15 protein-coding genes are annotated in these 18,228 nt (G+C 65.1%); 8 read left to right on the top strand and 7 right to left on the bottom strand.

Annotated elements, in window-relative coordinates; translation table 11 throughout:
* Positions 1–7: 7 nt before the first annotated feature.
* The 6 genes from XAN126_RS0111540 to XAN126_RS0111515 form a co-directional block, all read right to left on the bottom strand.
* Complete coding sequence (locus XAN126_RS0111540; RefSeq protein ID WP_197024027.1) at positions 8–727, bottom strand: GDSL-type esterase/lipase family protein; 720 nt, start codon at positions 725–727, stop codon at positions 8–10.
* 138 nt (positions 728–865) lie between these two features.
* On the bottom strand, positions 866–2,350 hold the full coding sequence (locus XAN126_RS0111535; RefSeq protein WP_024278747.1) for an O-antigen ligase family protein: 1,485 nt from the start codon (positions 2,348–2,350) through the stop codon (positions 866–868).
* Positions 2,341–3,093: a hypothetical protein gene (locus tag XAN126_RS0111530; protein ID WP_024278746.1), complete on the bottom strand. Its 753-nt coding sequence runs from the start codon at positions 3,091–3,093 to the stop codon at positions 2,341–2,343. The genes XAN126_RS0111535 and XAN126_RS0111530 overlap by 10 nt, the downstream gene beginning before the upstream one ends.
* Positions 3,094–3,193: 100 nt before the next feature.
* The gene (locus XAN126_RS0111525; protein ID WP_024278745.1) at positions 3,194–5,446 is read right to left on the bottom strand and encodes a Wzz/FepE/Etk N-terminal domain-containing protein; all 2,253 of its coding nucleotides are present in this window, start codon (positions 5,444–5,446) and stop codon (positions 3,194–3,196) included.
* A gap of 219 nt (positions 5,447–5,665) precedes the next feature.
* The gene (locus XAN126_RS0111520; protein ID WP_024278744.1) at positions 5,666–5,944 is read right to left on the bottom strand and encodes a hypothetical protein; all 279 of its coding nucleotides are present in this window, start codon (positions 5,942–5,944) and stop codon (positions 5,666–5,668) included.
* A gap of 125 nt (positions 5,945–6,069) precedes the next feature.
* Entirely contained in the window at positions 6,070–7,293 is a 1,224-nt protein-coding gene (locus XAN126_RS0111515; protein ID WP_245272244.1) for a DMT family transporter, read from the bottom strand.
* 287 nt (positions 7,294–7,580) lie between these two features.
* Here XAN126_RS0111515 and XAN126_RS28315 point away from each other — a divergent pair, with 287 nt between their 5' ends.
* The 3 genes from XAN126_RS28315 (at position 7,581) to XAN126_RS0111495 (ending at position 12,147) form a co-directional block, all read left to right on the top strand.
* The gene (locus XAN126_RS28315; protein WP_155982289.1) at positions 7,581–8,054 is read left to right on the top strand and encodes a hypothetical protein; all 474 of its coding nucleotides are present in this window, start codon (positions 7,581–7,583) and stop codon (positions 8,052–8,054) included.
* 843 nt (positions 8,055–8,897) lie between these two features.
* Positions 8,898–10,361: an undecaprenyl-phosphate glucose phosphotransferase gene (locus XAN126_RS0111505; protein WP_024278742.1), complete on the top strand. Its 1,464-nt coding sequence runs from the start codon at positions 8,898–8,900 to the stop codon at positions 10,359–10,361.
* Between the two features lie 745 nt (positions 10,362–11,106).
* The gene (locus XAN126_RS0111495; protein ID WP_197024026.1) at positions 11,107–12,147 is read left to right on the top strand and encodes an NAD-dependent epimerase; all 1,041 of its coding nucleotides are present in this window, start codon (positions 11,107–11,109) and stop codon (positions 12,145–12,147) included.
* Positions 12,148–12,153: 6 nt separating this feature from the next.
* On the opposite strand, the gene XAN126_RS0111490 is transcribed toward XAN126_RS0111495, so the two are convergent.
* Positions 12,154–12,906, bottom strand: coding sequence for a molybdopterin-binding protein (locus tag XAN126_RS0111490; RefSeq protein WP_024278740.1), 753 nt, complete (start codon positions 12,904–12,906; stop codon positions 12,154–12,156).
* A gap of 170 nt (positions 12,907–13,076) precedes the next feature.
* Between XAN126_RS0111490 and XAN126_RS0111485 the strand changes: the two genes are divergently transcribed.
* The 5 genes from XAN126_RS0111485 to XAN126_RS0111465 all read left to right on the top strand — a co-directional run bounded on the left by XAN126_RS0111485 (position 13,077) and on the right by XAN126_RS0111465 (position 18,221).
* Positions 13,077–14,492 (top strand): circularly permuted type 2 ATP-grasp protein, encoded by a 1,416-nt coding sequence (locus tag XAN126_RS0111485; RefSeq protein WP_024278739.1) that lies wholly within the window; start codon positions 13,077–13,079, stop codon positions 14,490–14,492.
* Positions 14,493–14,785: 293 nt separating this feature from the next.
* Complete coding sequence (locus tag XAN126_RS0111480; protein WP_024278738.1) at positions 14,786–15,736, top strand: alpha-E domain-containing protein; 951 nt, start codon at positions 14,786–14,788, stop codon at positions 15,734–15,736.
* Positions 15,737–15,844: 108 nt separating this feature from the next.
* A complete protein-coding gene (locus XAN126_RS0111475) occupies positions 15,845–16,684 on the top strand; it encodes a transglutaminase family protein (protein WP_024278737.1) in 840 nt (279 codons plus the stop codon).
* Between the two features lie 170 nt (positions 16,685–16,854).
* Positions 16,855–17,706, top strand: a complete 852-nt coding sequence (gene pstB / locus XAN126_RS0111470) for a phosphate ABC transporter ATP-binding protein PstB (protein WP_024278736.1) — start codon at positions 16,855–16,857, stop codon at positions 17,704–17,706.
* An 80-nt stretch (positions 17,707–17,786) separates the two neighbouring features.
* Complete coding sequence (locus XAN126_RS0111465; RefSeq protein ID WP_024278735.1) at positions 17,787–18,221, top strand: HIT family protein; 435 nt, start codon at positions 17,787–17,789, stop codon at positions 18,219–18,221.
* The last annotated feature ends 7 nt before the right edge of the window (positions 18,222–18,228 follow it).

Genomic DNA, 18,228 nt, shown 5'->3' with positions numbered 1-18,228 from the left:
CAGACGGTCAATGTGTTGCGCCGGGTCGCAGCGGCGGCAGTATCTCGTCGAAGCGCGCCGCCAGTAGGTCGTGCGCTTCTTTGGAAAGGTGAACCTCGTCGGTGGCGAGTTGCGGCGGCAGCGTCGCCTTATCACCGACGAGCAACGCATCGGCATCCAGGATCAGGACGTTGTCCGCCGCCATTCCGCGAATGTGGGCGTTCACCTCGTCGATGATGGCATAGACCCGATCGGACCAGAACGGCCGCCGGATCAGCCTCGGAGTCGTCGGGCGGACGATGGTGGACACGATCGCGACCGCGCCGGACGACGCGGCTTCCTGCGCGAACCGCGACACGTTGGCCTTGAGGTCGGCCACAGCCGCCCGCTCCATGCCGGGAAGATTGGCGGCGGCCACCGCATCGTTGATGCCCGTGACGATGAGCACCGCCCTTGGCCGCAGATCGATGACGTCGTTGCGGAATCGGTAGCTGGCCTGGACCGAACTCTCGCCCGACACGCCCCTGCTCACCACCTGCCATGCCGATGCAGTGTCCCCGCTGACGGTAGTCTGGTGCGCGCGGGAATCGCCGAAGATGACGAGGCGCGGCTTGCCGGAGGAAGGCAGCATCGCGTTCTCTTGGGCAAAGTGTGCGGGATCAATGGGGCGGAGCCGCAGCTCGGACCTGCCATCGAAGAAGTCCTTGGCGCCCTTCAGCGCGCCAAACAGCGCGCCACCGAGAAGCATGCAAAGGAGCGCCAAGACACCGAGACCTGCCGCCGGCCAATTCATCGCGCCCCGTCCACTCCCGTTACGCCCCTTCATCCCAGTCCGCATAAGCTCGGTGTGGACGCGATTCAGCCGGACGTGCCGTCGATACCCGCCTCATTTGGCAGGGCTTGTGGCCGGCACGGCCTCGGGGGTCCCGGTTGCCGATGGCCCGACCGGGCGCCGAACGACGCGCGTCTTGATGAACTTCCGCTCTTCCAGCGGCAGGAAAGAACGGCCAATGCCGATCCCGACGACCGAGAGATAGATGATCAGGAAGCCGGGGATCTGGAGCGAAAAATCGAAGCTCGTGTGCACGAGACCGATCAGTCCGACGAGAAGGCCCGCCAGGATGTAGGGATCGCTGGGCCGGCGTATCGCACCGCGCACAAGCAGGCCGCCGCAGAGCGCGACATAGGCGAACACAAGGAGAGCGAGCGGATATCCGCCTTCGAAGATCAGTTCGACGGCCGTACTGTGCCCGATGTCAAAAACCGCCGAGGTTCCAAGATCCTCGGTGCGGAACTGGGGAAAGCTTTCGGAGAAGCTGCCGAGCCCATACCCGATGAGCGGCCGCTCTTTGACCGCATCAAGCATCATCCCGTAGGCATCGAAGCGTCCCAGACTGTCGAAGCCGATCCGCGCCTGCCGCTCGCGCCAGGCACCGCCCGAGATACCGTAGATCAGCGAGAGCAGCACCAGGATGCCAAACACGAGTTTCCAGATGGATGCGCGCTTGCGCAGGCGAAGCTTGAAGACGACGGCGCCAATCGCAGCAAGGAGAGTCAGTATCACCCCGGCGCGCGAGAGCGTCAGGGGCAGCAGGACCAGCACGAACAGCCCGGCCGAAGCGGCGATCGCCCGCCGGCGGCCACCGGGGCCGGTGAACAGGCTGGACAAGGGCTTGCGCTCCCGCATGGCGTCGATGGCGGGGGGCAAAAGCATGGCCAGAACGATCAGGAAGGCTGAACCCAGATAGATCGCCGAGGTGTTCTTGTTCAGAAAGAAGGTCGTCAGCGCGCCGCTCTGGTCGAACGGCCTGAGACTTTCGGCATCGAAGGCGAAGCCGATAAAGCCGACCAACCCATAAAGGCAAGCGGCCCCGACAATGGCGCGCAGCACCTGCCCGGCCCTCTGCCGGTCCGAGCCGATCACGATCGCCACGGTCAAGACCAGCGCCGCGAGCAGGGGCCTCCCCAGAAAGATGAGAGGCGTGTGCCGGACCGAGCCGGACAGGGGCGCGATTTCGATACCTAGAATCGTGCCCGCCTCGGACCATATGGCGAGAGGGCTCGGGCCCGGCGAGATGGACTGGAGATAGGCCACCAGCCCGTACGCGGCGAGAACGACGAGAAGTCCGCCGAGCAGCAGTACTGCGCCGCGCGAGGCCTCGCGATAGCTGATGAGGAGCACCGCAACCGTGGCGAAGCCCGTCCATACCTGGATCCACAAGAGCGCAATCGAGCCGTCCGGCACGGGGGCAAGGATGACCATCGCCAGGAAAAACCAGAAGCCGATGCGGTCCGGAAAGCTTCGCACGCGGCGCCGGCGGACCGGTTCCTCCGCCGGGGCATCGGCCGGAGTCTCTGCGGTCACTTCCACGGCCGGCTCCCCAGAGGTTCGACTGCCGGGAGGTCGATATCCTCGCCGCCGTTGCGGATGACTTCCGCCGCCCGCTTCTGCGCCCTTTCAGGCGTCTCCGCGAGAATATCCCGCAGGGCCACCCGCGATTCCGGCTTGGTCGAAACATATTGTTCGCCGATGTACTCGGCCATGTCTTTGATGGCCAGCCAGTTCACCGACTGCTTCAAATCCGCCATCTCGCTTGCATCGAGCTTTGGATAGAGCGCCAGAAGGATCTCCATGCGGCGGACGAGCGACCATCCCTCATAGGGCCCGGAGCGAAAGGACTTCCTCAGATACGTCCGCAGCAGCGGCGTGTCCTCGTGCCGGATGTGCTCGATCCACGCCAGCACCGTCCAGGCGCGGGGGGAGCCGGGGCTGCAGGCAATGCTGGCCTTGGCCGCCTCCGCGGCGGCGGCAAGCCGCTTGTCCGCGAGATCGGCATCGTCTCCCTGGAAGGCGATCTCGGCGAGGGCGGAGCGAACGATCGCTAGATCCTGAAGCGCCTGATAATCGCAGAGGCGATCAGAAAGCACCACGGACATGTCGGCATCCATAGCGACGACAAGATCCGGATCGAAGGGCTCTCCGGCCATCATTCGGGTCGCGACGGGGCGCAGGAACAGGCCCGAATCCAGGCGCCTGATGCCCGCCGAATTCCAAAGCCAGATCACGGCGCCGATGGCGATGACCAGCCCGACAAGGCGGGCGTTGATCTTCACCGCCTTGCCGGAGCCGGATGACCGGCGACCGTCCCGAGCACCGCTTCTATTGCCGGAGCCGACGGCTGCGCCGGCCGCCGCTTCCGCCGTCCCGGCCGGATCAGGACTCTCGGCCATAGCTCGCGTAGTATTTGTGATAATAATACTTGCTGCCATAGTCCTCGAGACTGCGAAGCGCCTTCAGGTCGGCCTTGTTGAGAAGGCATCCGAGCACTTTCTCGTAGACCGCGTGCGCATTCTGCAGCGTATTCATAACGAGATCGCGATTGGAGGAACCCCAGTCGAGCACATAGACATAGCCATCGACGATATGTGTCGAGGCCAGAACGTCCACCACGGGCGCAAGCGGCGGAAAGTCGATGACGATGTAATCGACATCCCGCTTCAGCGCATCGAGCACAGCCGACATCTGCTCCGAAGCGAGGATCTCGTTGGTATGAACGATATCCCCCGGCACGACGGCGGGAATGAAGCGAAGCCCCGTCATCCGGTCGACGATGCTGACCTCTTCAAGAGTCGCCTTGCCGAAGACGAGATCAAGGAGCCCCACACTGCGGCCGGGCGCAAGGCGCCGTGTCAGCGTGGGATTGCGCAGGTCGCCGTCGATGAGCACGCAACGCTGCCCGCTGTGCGCGATCAGCTGGGCAAAGTTCGCGGAGACGGTAGACTTGCCTTCCTTCGGCAGCGTCGAGATGATGCCAATCACCTTCACTGCCCGGCTGTGAATGGACACATCCGCCGCGACCTTGACCGAGCGCAAAGTCTCGGAAAAACGCGAGAAGGGATCCGAGGTCACCTGACGCATGATGCCGGTGGAGCTGTCGAACGCGCTCTGGCCCGCAGGAACCGGCGTCGCCACCGACGAGGGCAGAAGCGGCAGAACCCCAAGGCAATCCAGCCCCAGATAGCGCTCCACGTCGGCCGGCAGCCGGAAGGTCCGGTTCATTCTCTCGCGCCACATGCCGACGCCGAACCCGGCCAGCAGCCCGATGAAGAGGCCACCCGCAACGATCAAAGTCGTCCGCGGAGAAGACGCGCGCAAGGGCGTCGAGGCGTCGGTGATCAGGCGCGCTTCTGTGATCGGAAACGACTGCTGCTGCGTCGCCTGCATGAAGCGCTGCAGGAAGTTGTCGTACAGCGCGCGATAGGACTGCGCGTTGCTTTCGAGCTCGCGAAGCTCAACCTGCGCCTGCCCGGTCAGCTTGGCCTGGACCATCAACTGCTCAAGGCTGGACGAAAGGCTCGCCTCGCGGGCCCGGGCGATTTCGTAATCGGATTTGTAGGTCTCGGCGATGCGCGACAGCTCGGTGAAGAGTGACCGCTGGAGCCCCTTGATCTCGTTGTTGAGATTAACGACCGCGATATGGTCGGGGCCATACCGCTTGGACCAGTCCGCCTCGCGCTTCACGGCGTCGAGATACTGGGTGCGCAGGAGGCTGATGACCTGATTGTTGAGCACATCCGACACGACTTCGTCGCTCGTGCCGGTTACGCCACCCTGCTTGATGATGCTGTTGACACGTTCGTAGCGCGCCTTCGCCTCGGCGACGGCCGTCCGCGCCGTGATCAGCTGAGTATTCAGTTCGGACAGTTGCTGGTCCGAGATCAGGCCGCGCTGCGTGTCGATGATGTTGTTCTTGGCCTTGAAGTCCTGCACCGCGCGGTCGGCCGCCAGCGCCTGATCGCGCAACTCGGCGATGCGGTCCTGCAGCCAGACGCTGGCGCGGCGGGTCGCCTGATACTTGGCCTCAAGCTGGTCGACAATATAGGCCTCGGCGAGCTGGTTCGCGACATCCGCCGCCTGAACCGCATTGGTGGCCCTGTAGTCGATGCTGATGACATAGCTCAGGCCAACGCGTTTGACACGCAGACGCTTGCCAAAATCGATGACCTGCGTCCGCTCGAGCTCGTAGTCGCTCATGGGCGTGTTGCTGACAAGGAAGGGCAGCAGGAACCCGGCCACGGAGCTGAACACCGAGTTGCCGTTCTCCTCGATTTCCTTCTTCTTGGCCTCGACGAGCTTCAGTTCCTTGATGACCGCCTTGGCGATGCGCTCGGACTGAAGAATCTGGACCTGGCTATCGATGCCACTGGAGTCCATCACGCCGGTCAGCTGAGGCATAACCTCCAAGCCGCGGGCCTGCTGCGTGTCGATCAGCAACTCGGCGCTTGCCGTATATTGCGGCGTCGCAACAAAACAATAGAGAGCGGCCAGACTTGCCACCGCGCCGGCGACGGCTGCGATGACCCACTTCTGACGCCGAACCACCTGAAGCAGATTGACCAGATCGAGCTCGCCCTCGGTCTGGATATTCAGAGACTTCCCCGGCCCAGACTTGTCGATACGAAGCATGCCGCTAAAGCCCCGCTAACATCAGATGCAGTCGAAGCACATGCATCGCCCAAGCAAAAGCCCGGCAATCCGACGCCCCGAAAGGATTCCTGCCGAGTACACCCGCGCGACTGAGCGCATCAAACGCAAGTGGCCCGCCTCACGCATCCCCTGACCAACTCAATCGCGACGGTCAAGGAACACAGGAAGTGGGCCACCAGATTGGACTTGTAAGGCCGATCAGCAGAAGAAGCGGCAGAACGGCGAAACCGGACGGCCGAGGAACTTGCTGATGCGCTGGTCATACTTGTAAGCGCGATACTGGATCAGCGACCACTTGTACCCACCGGTCGACTGAGCACCCAGACGGCTGGAAGACTGAAGATTCGCCTGGCTGCGCAGAGACGCAAAACGCTCACCCCAAAGGCCAGCAGCCTGCGACGGCATAACCGCCCCGAGGACCAGACCCGCGACAGCGGCGCCCGTGAGCGCCGCCTTGATCTTGGAAACTTTCGCCATCGCCCGCACTCCGATTAGGTGAGCCATGTTTACCACAAGCCCTGTGGCGCTGCAACAATCCCCGGAAGACGCATGCACGCTGGACGGCAAGTCTACTGGACTTTCACCAGAGGCAACCTACCGTGCTACCTAGAACATGCACGGCGGACCGGAAGTTCCTGGCCGCCTTCATCTTCCTCAGCGTAATCTTCAGGGCGGGCGACGGCCGGATCATCCAGCCTAGTACGTTGAGATATAACGGCCGCAAGCTTGGCAGTTTCTTCGGCCGCCTCTTCTGCCCGGGGCACACCGGGCGCCGGTACCTTCAGGCCGTGGCGCTCTCGCCACACCAGCACAAGACCTGCCGAAACGACCGCCCCCGCTCCGATCAGCACCAGGGAATCGGGCCATTCCCCGAAGGCGAGCACCCCGAACAGGGTGGCCCAGATCAAGGTCGCATAATTCAGCGGTGCCACGACCGAGGCCGGCGCATAGCGCGTGGCCGTGGTCATCAGGATCTGGCCGAGGCCGCCGGCGATGCCGGTCGCAATGAGAACGAGACTGGTACGCAGATCCGGAACGACCCATCCCAGCGGCAAGGTCGCGAGACCCGCGAGAGACGCGACGATGGAGAAGTAGAAGACGATCGCTTCGCTGGTCTCCGTCCGCGTCAGGTGTCGGACCTGGGTGACCGCGAGCCCGGCGATCACGGCCCCGACCAGGGCCATGGCCGCCCCGATCAGCGGCCCCGGCCCACTCCCCAGCGAGGCATGGGTGAAGGAGGGCCAAAGCATCAGGAGGATGCCGGCAAAGCCGACGCCAAGCACCGCCCAGCGATAGGCGGGCACACGCTCTCCCAGAAGAACGGCTGCGAGAAGCACGGCGACCAGCGGCGTCACATAGGTAAAGGCAACGGCCTCGGCGAGCGGGATGAAGGCAAGCGCCGCGAAGCTGAGCCACATGGCGCTCACGCCCACCAGCCCGCGGACCACATGGCCGAGCGGCTGGTGCGTCACGAGCGCACTGGTCATCCGCTGCTTCCACAGCAGCCAGATGACGAGCGGGACGAGACCGAAGGCGCTGCGCGCGAACACCACCTGTCCGCTCGGCACATCGTCTGCGACGAAGCGCACGAGCGCGGACATGACGGCAAAGAAGAACGTGGCGCTGATTTGCAGGGCAATGCCTGCTGGGACATTCATGAGGAAAATCCGATGGGTAGACGTCATATAGCGCCTTGAGGTCGGGATCGGCATGCGGATGCTGCAAGGCAGAGGTTCGAGCCCCGCGTCCAGGGAGGAGGAGCCGATGGCATCGCGGGAGCCGAGGAAAGCACTGATCGTTGGCCAGAACGTCCTGCGGGCGCTCACGTCGCGAGCGTTCCGTGCCCTTCATGAGGTCACGAACGACAAGGTCGAATGGGTCGTGGACCTGCGTTGGCTCGCCTCGCCGCTCGCCGGCTTCAGGCTCATCGGCGTGGCCAACAGGACGGACCGGCGGGATTTCCCGCGCTCACCGATCAGCCGTCGTGCGGCGAGGTCCGGCTCATCGACCGGCTCCAAAGGGCGCCACCACTTATGCGGAGGGCCGCACGCCGGAAACCTTCCGCCCGCTGTCCATGGCACCGCCGGCCGACTGGTCACGCCCGGAACCGCCTGTGGCCGAGGCCGCGGCGGCGACCATGGCCTGCCTCCTCCCGCAGGACGAGACGGCCTTCCGCACGGGCTGGCGATGCGGCGAAGGATACGCCTGTGAAGCGATCACCCACAACCCGCGCCTGCCCGCGGGGACCGGGCAATGCATGCCTAAACGCGCCGCCGGGATCGTTTCCGGCATGGCCTGCCTTTCATGCGAAGTCGTGCCCGGCGTCGCGCCATATCTTGATCGTTTTCGGGTCGTGCGGCAGATCAACAGCCCCTCCCCATCGGCTTCCCCGTCCTCCTATACCTGCCGCCCAGCCAAGCTCGGCGTTCCGGGGCTCCGCATCCGCCAATGCACCGAGGCGGAGCGCACCTTCGCAGGCGTCGGCAAGGGAGCCTCAGGCGATCAGCGCCGCCCGAGATCTGCGCCTTCGTGGGCGGAAGGGCCTTCGATTTGTGCATTGCAACAGATAATTTCGCAAAATGCATGAGCGCCAGCGTCGCCCGAGGCAATCGCCCGGCATGCGGCGAAGGGCGATTCTGCCGGGAGGATTTCATGTGCCAGGCCCTTCCGCCGAATCTGGCCGGTGCCGCGGCCTTTAGCCAGGGACACTGGATACTGCTCGCCCACCTACTTCGTGTTCCAGATGCGTATCGATGGTCATCCCGCCCCCCGAACGCGGCGTGCCATGATGAGGTATCACATTATTTTTCAAGATGTTGTGAGCCTCTCCGCGCCGTCAAGAATTTCGCTTGCGGGGGATGGCCGCCGCGCCCGCCGCGCGCCCTTACGGCGGCGAATTGACGCGGCGAGGCAGTCGAGAGAGCGAGATTGCGGAAGGTCCAAAGGGCTGTGTCCGGATAGGCTAAATTATTGATTCGATGGCGAAAGGCGGCGCATTGGCCGTTAGACAAAACTTGGGCTGCGAAAGGGAGCATTGCCGGTATCTCAATGCCAAAAAACGAGGCTTCCGCCGTCATGCTAAGCACTTGGAATTTATTCCGCAGCGCAGCATTGCCTAAAGATTGATCGCACGACTTGACCGACGTCACCGCGCAAGTCGAAATGCCACCTAGACGAGAACAAAGTCATCATTCCGCTTCCCTCTTCCGGCATTCAACTCACCGACACGCGATCCAGACAGGCATTGAGTTGGGTATTTTCGGATATTTTCACGATCTATTCTTACCGCACCAATTGTTTCAGGGATATGACACCCGTGTATACGCCATCAGGCCCACCTTTACTCACTTGTCGATCTCCCGCCGAAGTGCTATGTTCACCCCACAATTTCACATCTCCTTGCGGTAGCCATCTGCCGACTGAGGGACGAATGTCGCTTTCCACGGACAACATGCGGGTTGAACGGGCGAGCGAAGCGCAGCGGTCTGGGGTCAGCCCTGCGCTCGACTACGCGTCGATGCCGCCGCTCTTCGTTATGGCCGACGTAGCCCTTATCCTGGGACTGAGCGTCCTCGTGGATTTCCTGTTCTCGGCGCAATCGAGCAGCGGGTTCGAGGTGACGCAGCCGGTTGGGATCGGCATTCTCGCAGCGGTGGCCTTCGTGCTCACCACTATCTCGCGCGGCCTGTACAAGCCGTGGCGCATGGTGCGGGTGGTCGACGAGGTACGCGCGACGATGGTCAACTGGACCTTCGCGATCCTCGTCGTCGCAACGGTGATCTTCTGCCTGAAGGTGGCGGGAAGCACCTCGCGCATCTCTACCGGGGCCTTTGCCGTTCTCGGCTTTGTAGCTCTCCCGGCGTGGCGATGGGCGATGGGCGTCTGGCTGCGCCGGGCCATTGCGAGCGGCGCAGTGAAAGGTCGCGCGACCATTCTGGTCGGCGATGCTGGAGAACTCGCCAAGGTGGTACCGGCCCACATGCTGGTGCGCCTCGGCCTGAACGAGGTGCGGCGCTTCAGCCTTTCCACGCCGGATGGTTCGGCCACGGAGTTGCTCTCCGCGTCCGACAAGGATGCGCTGAAGGCGGCGCTGCAGTTTGCCCGACAGCACCGCGTCGAGGAAATCGTTCTCGCCATGCCATGGAGCGACGTGGATCGGCTCGATGCCGTGCGCGCCCGGCTGCGCTCGGTGCCGCTTCCGGTAAAGCTCCTGCCGGACGAGATCGTGAGCGAGCTGCTCGACGCGCCGCGCGTCGATTTCGGCTCGTCCATCGCCATTGAGGTCCAACGCGCGCCACTGTCGCGCTTCGAGTTGGCGCAGAAGCGCCTTCTGGACATTGCCGTCGCCAGTTGCGCCGTTCTCCTGTTGCTGCCCCTGTTCGCCATCATCGCTACCGCGATCAAGCTCGACAGCCGTGGTCCGGTGATCTTCCGCCAGCGCCGCAACGGCTTCGGCGGCCGTGAATTCACCATCTACAAGTTCCGCTCCATGACGGTGATGGAGGACGGGGCGAAGGTGGTGCAGGCGCAGCGCAACGACAAGCGCGTCACGCGCGTCGGCCGTTTCCTGCGCGCGTCGAGCCTCGACGAGCTGCCGCAGGTGCTGAATGTGCTGTTCGGGCAGATGTCCATCGTCGGGCCGCGACCCCATGCCATCGCCCATGACGACGAATATTCGAAGCTGATTTCCGGCTATGCGTTCCGCCACCACGTCAAGCCGGGAATCACCGGCTGGGCCCAGGTGCAGGGCTTCCGCGGCGAGACAGCGGAGCTTGAGCAGATGGAGCGCCGGATCGAGATGGACCTCTGGTACATCAACAACTGGTCCGTCTGGATCGATATCAAGATCATCCTGAAGACCTTCCTCGAGGTCCTGCGCAAGGAAGCCTACTGAGGCCCTGCTGGAGCGCCGGCTGCACAGCCCGCTCTGATCCCTCGGGATGCGCGAGTGAAAAGGCGCCTCATTCGCCTGCGACTTTACCTCTCCCGCTTCTCAGGCCAATCGGCTCTTCCGCTGAAGCACCGCAAGACCTAGCCGCCCGCGGTCGCGAGCCTCGATCTCCAACTCCGCCATTGCCGCCCCGCCCGCTCAGGCGCGCAATGTAGTCGCAAATCCCCAGCCCTATCTGATTAACCCTACCGTTTGATCAAAGCGGACACTGACCTGTTTTCCGTCGCCCCCTCCACAACCCTTTGAGTAAATTCGACGCCACAATCGCGCTAACGACTGCTGGGGGGCAGATAAAATGATAGCCGAATCCGTCCTAGCCCTGTGGGGCATGCTGTGCTGCTCGGTGGCCTATATCGTCTTCATGGTCCGCGTGAGCTGAGGTGAGAACGCGAGGCGCCAAAAGTCCGCCAGTGGTTCGCCCCGGAAAACCACGCCCCAGCCTAACCCCGCTCCTGGCCAAGGCCAAGCACCCGAGAAGCCTGGCGCGCTCCTCACTCCCGCTCGTGTCGCTCTCGCCTTCTGAGGTCGCTCTGAATGGGCTTGCCCCGCGCGGCCCGACCCCTGACGCCGCCGGTCCGACGCGCTCCTGCCCTTTGGGCGCGTTGATGCCGTGGGAGCGCTGATCTAAGAATGCGGGCGACCCCGGCGAAGCTTCCGCCGTCCGGCGCGTTCTGTCCGGGGACCGTTCTTGACCTTCACCACTGCTCCCATCTTCGTTACCGGCGCGGCCGGCTTCATCGGTGCCGCCGTCGCCGAGCGGCTGCTTGCGATGGGACAGGACGTCGTCGGTATCGACGACCTCAACGCCTATTATGACGTGCGCCTCAAGGAGGCCCGCCTCGCCCGGCTGCTCGGCCATCCCGGCTTCAGCTTCGAGCGCCTGACCCTGGCCGATCGCGCTGCCACCTCTGATGTCTTCGCCCGCCACCGGCCCAGCCATGTGGTCCATCTCGCGGCGCAGGCTGGCGTTCGCTACTCCATCGAGCATCCCGAGACCTATATCGACTCCAACCTCGTCGGCTTCGGCAATGTACTGGAAGGCTGCCGCCATGGCGGCGTCGCGCATCTCGTCTATGCCTCGTCGAGCTCGGTCTACGGCGCCAATACCGACCTGCCCTTCCGGGTGGACCAGACGGTGGACCATCCCATCAGCCTCTACGCCGCCACCAAGAAGGCGAACGAGCTGATGGCCCACGCCTATTCCCACCTCTACCGGCTGCCGGTGAGCGGGCTGCGCTTTTTCACCGTCTACGGCCCGTGGGGACGCCCGGACATGGCGGTCTTCCTGTTCACCGACGCCATCTGGCACGGCCGGCCCATCAAGGTGTTCAACAACGGCGACATGCAGCGCGACTTCACCTTCATCGACGATGTGGTGGATGCCGTGGTCGCGCTGCTCCCCAGGCCGGCGACGCCCGATCCTGCCTGGACCGGGGCGGACCCGGACCCCGCCACCTCGAATGCGCCCTATCGCATCTACAATGTGGGCAACCACAGCCCCGAGCCGCTGATGGCGCTGATCGGCCATATCGAGGAGGCGCTGGGCTGCAAGGCGGAGCTGGACTTCCAGCCCATGCAGGCCGGCGACGTGCAGGCCACCTTCGCCGACGTCACCAGCCTCGCCCAGGCGGTGGACTTCGCGCCGCGCACCCCCCTGAAGGAGGGCATCGCCCGCTTTGCCACGTGGTATCGTGAGGTCTGGCTCGGCCAGATCGCAAAGAACGACTAGGCGGCGTCAGCCGCCCGCATTGTCTTCTACCATCCGGGCGACCGCGTCTCCGGCTGCGGCGAGCAGTTCCGGCTCGCGCGCCCGCACCACGAGGTTGGTCTTGTAGCGCCCGTCCACCTCGTCGCGGAACGGGTAGGAGCCGATGATGGCGTCGGGATAGGTCTCGGCGATCTTGCGCAACGGGGCGGCGATGTCGCCCTCCTTCGCCTCGGCGAGGATGGTGCGCGAGAGCATGGGCCGGCCCTTGCGCAGCTCCGGCAGCACCGCCTCCAGCATCGACTGCATGATGCGCGGCACGCCGGCCATGACGATGACGTTCCCGATGCGGAAGCCGGGCGCCTTGGACACCTCGTTCACCACAAGGCTCGCCCCGGCGGGAATGCGCGCCATGCGCAGGCGCGCCTCGTTCAGGTCCTTCTCGGCGATATATTCGAGCAGCATGGCGCGGGCGCGCGGATCCACGTCGATGGAAACCCCGAAGGCCCTGGCGATGGCGTCGGCGGTAATGTCGTCATGGGTCGGGCCGATGCCGCCGGTGGTGAAGACATAGTCGAAGCGGGCGCGCAGCGCGTTGACCGCCGCCACGATGTCCTCCTCCACGTCCGCCACCACCCGGACCTCCCGCAGGTCGATGCCCACGTCGGTCAGCCGCTCGGCGATGTGGCCGATGTTCTTGTCCTTGGTCCGGCCGGAGAGAACCTCGTCGCCAATCACGATCAGCGCAGCCGTGACCGATCGCGCGTCGCCTGCCTCACCCATGTCTCAGATCCCTGCCCTTGCCGGCGTCAGCCGGGATAAAACCGCCCAAAATCTAGGCATATATAAAGCGTGAGCGGCGCCTTCGCTCCGCTTTCCCGTTTAGCACTTCTTTGGCACGATGTTTGTTAAGTTCATGGGGAGCTTCCCCGGGGCGTGGAGTGTCGATCCCAATGCCGCATGCGTTCGATGAAATGTCCAGTACCGACGGCGCGGTACGGCCGGCCTACGAGACCCTCCAGCGCTGGCTCGCCGAGGTGCCCCAGGATGTGCTGGACCACCGGCGCAAGGAGGCCGAATTCATCTTCCGGAGAATCGGCATCACCTTCGCGGTCTACGGCGAGCAGAACGCGCAGGAACGCCTGATCCCGTTCGACATCGTGCCCCGCATCCTCACCAAGGACGAGTGGACCCGCCTCTCGCGCGGGCTCGAGCAGCGCGTCAAGGCGCTGAACATGTACATCAAGGACGTGTACTCGAAGCGGGAGATTCTGAAGGCCGGTATCGTTCCGGAGAACCTCGTCTACCAGAACCCCGCCTTCCGCCCGGAGATGAACGGGCAGCGCGTGCCGCACGATCTCTATGTCCACATCGCCGGCATCGACATCGTCCGCACCGACCCCGACAAATTCTACGTGCTTGAGGACAACGCGCGCACCCCGTCCGGCGTCTCCTACATGCTGGAGAACCGGGAGATCATGCTGCGGCTGTTCCCGGAGCTGTTCTCCATGCACCGCGTCGCGCCGGTGGAGAACTACGCCGACGACCTGCTCGCCACCCTGCGCTCGCTCTCGCCCCACGGCGGGCATGAGCCGAACGTGGTGATCCTCACCCCCGGCATCCACAATTCGGCCTATTACGAGCACTCCTTCCTCGCGGACAAGCTGGGCGTCGACCTCGTCGAGGGCCGCGATCTGTTCGTGAAGGATGCGGTGGTCTACATGCGCACCACCGAGGGGCCGAAGCGCGTGGACGTGATCTACCGCCGCCTCGACGACGACTTCCTCGATCCCCTCGCCTTCCGCCGCGACAGCGTGCTTGGCGTGCCTGGGCTGATGAGCGCCTACCAGGCCGGAAACGTCACCCTGACCAACGCGGTCGGAACGGGCGTGGCCGACGACAAGGCCGTCTATTCCTACATGCCGGACATCATCAAGTTCTACCTCGGCGAAGAGCCCCTGCTCCCCAACGTGCCCACCTGGCGCTGCCGCGAGGCGGACCATCTGAAGTATGTGCTGGAGCACCTCCCCGAGCTGGTGGTGAAGGAAGTCCACGGCTCCGGCGGCTACGGCATGCTGGTCGGCCCCGCCTCCGACAAGGCGCAGATCGAGAAGTTCCGCGACAAGCTCAAGGCGGACCCGGCGAATTTCATCGCCCAGCCGACGCTGGCACTCTCCACCTGCCCGACGCTGGTGGAAAAGGGCATCGCTCCGCGCCATGTGGACCTGCGCCCGTTCATCCTCTCCGGCTCCGACAAGGTGCGCATCGTCCCCGGCGGCCTCACCCGCGTCGCCATGAAGGAGGGCTCCCTCGTGGTGAACTCCAGCCAAGGCGGCGGTACCAAGGACACTTGGGTGCTGGACGCATGAGCGGCGGCGCTCATGCTTCGGGTGCTGGACGCATGAGCGGGCACGCTCGTGCTTTGGGTGCTGGACGCATGAGCGCGGGCACGCGCGCTCTCGCTTTTCGGCGCGTGAGCGCTATCGTTGATGCAGGTTTCTCCCCGCGCACGGGCATCCCGGCCCGTGCCACTGCCGGAGCCGGGGCCCCGCCCGGTTCCGCCGCCTGAACCGCCCCCGGAGGCACCACGCCATCCGGGTGCAGGACGCCTGAGCGCGGATGAACCGCGCCGCGCACCCTCTCCTTCCGCAACGGGCTCCCCATGCTTTCCCGCACCGCCGACAACCTCTACTGGCTGACCCGCTACGTCGAACGCGCCGACTGCCTGGCCCGCATCCTCGACGTCTCCCAGCGCCTCGCCTACACGCCCGTGACCTACGGCGGCTCCACCAACGAGTGGAGTTCGGCCGTGCTCACCGCAGGCTGCGCCGACGAGTTCGTCGCGCGCTATGGTCCGCTGGAGGAGGCGAAGGAGGAGAACGTGGTGTCGTTCCTCGCCTTCGAGTCGGAGAACCCCTCCTCCATCCGCAACTGCTTCGAGGTGGCCCGCACCAACGCCCGTTCGGTGCGCACGGCGCTGACCTCGGAGATGTGGGACGTCATCAACTCGGCCTGGATCGAGCTGCGCAATTTCCCCAACCGCGCGCTCACCCGCGACGAGCTCTCGCGCTTCCTCGCCTTCGTGAAGGAAACGTCGCTGCGCTTCGACGGAGCGACGTTCCGCACCATGCTGCGCAATGACGGCTACTGGTTCGCCCGCTCCGGTGCCCAGCTTGAGCGCGCCGACAACACCGCTCGCATCCTCGACGTGAAGTATCACGTGCTGCTGCCGGAGAAGGAGCACATCGGCGGCCCGCTCGATTACTTCCAGTGGGCCTCCATCCTGCGCTCGGTTTCGGCACTCACCGCATTCCACTGGGTCTATCGCGACAGCGTGAAGCCCTGGCTGGTGGCGGACCTGCTCATCCTGAACCGGCAGATGCCGCGCTCGCTGGCCGCCTGCTACGACAGCCTCGCCCGCAATCTGGACGACATCGCCTCGGTCTATGGTCGGCAGGGTCCGTCCCAGCGGCAGGCGCGGGCCATGCTGGCGCGACTCACCAACAAGTCCATCGACGATATCTTCCAGACCGGCCTGCACGAGTTCATTTCCGAGTTCATCTCGGACAACAACAAGCTCGGCGCCGAGATCACCGAGCAGTATCTGACCTGACCCCGGGCCCCTCGCGGCCCCATCAGCTTCCCCGTCGGCGCGGCCGGCTCGCGCCGGGGGAATGTCAGTCGCGGCGCGCGCGCCGCATCGTCACCAGGGACGCCCGCAATGCGCATCCGCATCCGCCACGAGATCACCCAGCGCTTCGAGCCCGGCACCCGCAACATGGCCGTGACCGTGCGCATGACCCCGCGCGCCCACGAAGGCCAGTTCATCCTGCGCTGGGCGCTGGACCTCAATTCCGACTGCCGCCTGCACCCCCAGGAGGATGCCTTCGGCAACCTCTGCCACACCTTCTCCGTGGACGGGCCGGCCGATCACCTCACAGTCTGCGCCGAGGGCGAGATCGAGACGCAGGACACCACCGGCATCGTGCGCGGTACGGTGGAGCGCTTCCCGCCGTCCCTGTTCCTGCGCCAGACCGACCTCACCGAAGTCGACGCCGCCCTCGCCGCCCTCGCGGCGGACATCGAGGCGCCGGCCGACGACCCGCTGGCCCAGCTCCACGCCCTCATGGTCAAGGTCCACGAGACGGTGGAAGAGCAGGACGGGCCGACCCTCGGAGATCCCCTGAGCGCGGCCGAGGCCGTGAAGGCGGGCATCGCCTGCGCCGGCAGCATCGCCCATGTCTTCACCGCCGCCGCCCGGCACCTCGGCCTGCCGGCCCGCCATATCTCCGGCTATGTCGCGCCTGAGGACGGCGAGGAGGGTGAGGGCGAGGCACGCCATTGGGCCGAGGCGCATGTGCCCAAGATCGGCTGGGTCTCCTTCGATGCCGGCCGCAACATCTGCGGCACGGAGAACTACGTCCGCCTCGCCGTGGGCCTCGATGCCGTGGGCGTGCAGGCGCTGCGCAGCACCGGTCTCGATGTGGAGGAGCGCATCAGCGCCCTCGACGGCCGCGCGCCGCAGAAGCTGGCGCAGGCCCAGAGCCAGGGCCAGAACTGAGCAGAGGGACGCTGAGCCGGCGCAGGAAGCGGTCCTGCCCGGCGCCCCGGAAAAGCGGCGCCGTCGCTCGATTTTTCGCATTCCGCGTGCGCCGCATGAGCTGGCGCAAGGACGCCCCGCTGCAGACGATCTAGGCAGGATACATCAGCTCCTGCCGAGGATCGGTCGCCATGTCCATCCACACTCCGTCGTCGCTGCCCCCGGACGGCTCGGCCCACGCCGGCCTGCCCGCGCCGACGGTCTTCGCCAGCCGGCAGGCGACCCTGCCTCCGGTCAAGCTCTCCGTCCGAAACCTGAGCTTCTATTACGGCGACGCCATCGCCCTCAGGAACATCTCGGTCGACCTGCGCGCGCACTGCGTCACCGCCTTCATCGGCCCGTCGGGCTGCGGAAAATCGACGCTGCTGCGCATCTTCAATCGCATGTACGAGCTCTATCCGGACCAGCGGGTGGAGGGCGACGTGCTGCTCGACGGCGTGAGCATCCTCGGCGACGCCATGGACCCTGCGCGCGTCAGGGCGCGCATCGGCATGGTGTTCCAGAAGCCGACGCCGTTCCCCATGTCCATCTACGACAACGTGGCCATCGGCCTGCGCATCAACGAAGACTTGAAGCCGGCCGATCTCGACCTGCGCGTCGAGGAGGCGCTGCGCAAGGCGGCCCTGTGGGACGAGGTGAAGGACATCCTGCCCCAGAGCGGCCTCAGCCTCTCCGGGGGCCAGCAGCAGCGCCTGTGCATCGCCCGCACCATCGCCCTCAAGCCGGAGGTGATCCTGCTCGACGAACCCTGCTCGGCCCTCGACCCCATCACCACGGCACGCATCGAGGAGACCATCGAGGAACTGAAGGCGCACTACACCTTCGCCATCGTCACCCACAATCTCCAGCAGGCGGCGCGCATCTCCGATTTCACCGGCTTCATGTATCTCGGCGAGATGGTGGAGTTCGGCCCCACGCAGGACCTCTTCACCCACCCGCGGGATCAGCGGACGCAGGATTACGTCACCGGCCGGTTCGGCTGAGGTCGTCCGCGCCGCACCGGTGCGGGCTTGACCCTCCGCCCGCGCCCTGCAATCTCCTCCCCCAACAGGGAGACACGCGCATGACCGCAACGCCGGCTTACGATCCGCAGAACATCTTCGCCCGCATCCTTCGCGGCGAGCTGCCGGCGCACAAGGTCTATGAGGACGACAAGGCCCTCGCCTTCCTCGACATCATGCCGCGCTGCCCCGGCCATACGCTGGTGATCCCCAAGGCGCCGGCCCGCAACATCCTCGACATCACGCCCGAGGACCTCGCCTATGTGGCGACCATCGCCAAGAAGGTGGCCATCGCCGGCATGAAGGCCTTCGCGGCGGATGGAATCACCATCCAGCAGTTCAACGAGGAGGCCGGCGGGCAGGTGGTGTTCCACCTCCACGTCCATGTCATCCCGCGCCATTCGGGTGTGCCCATGAAGCCGCCGGCGAGCGAGATGGAGAAGCCCGACGTGCTCGCCGCCCATGCGGAGCGGCTGCGCGCCGCCCTCGCCGGCTGAGCCGCCG

The sequence above is a fragment of the Xanthobacter sp. 126 genome, from assembly GCF_000526175.1.
Classification (GTDB): Bacteria; Pseudomonadota; Alphaproteobacteria; order Rhizobiales; family Xanthobacteraceae; genus Xanthobacter; species Xanthobacter aminoxidans.
The sequence above is the reverse complement of the archived record's forward strand: the minus strand, read 5'-3'. Positions and strand labels throughout refer to the sequence as shown.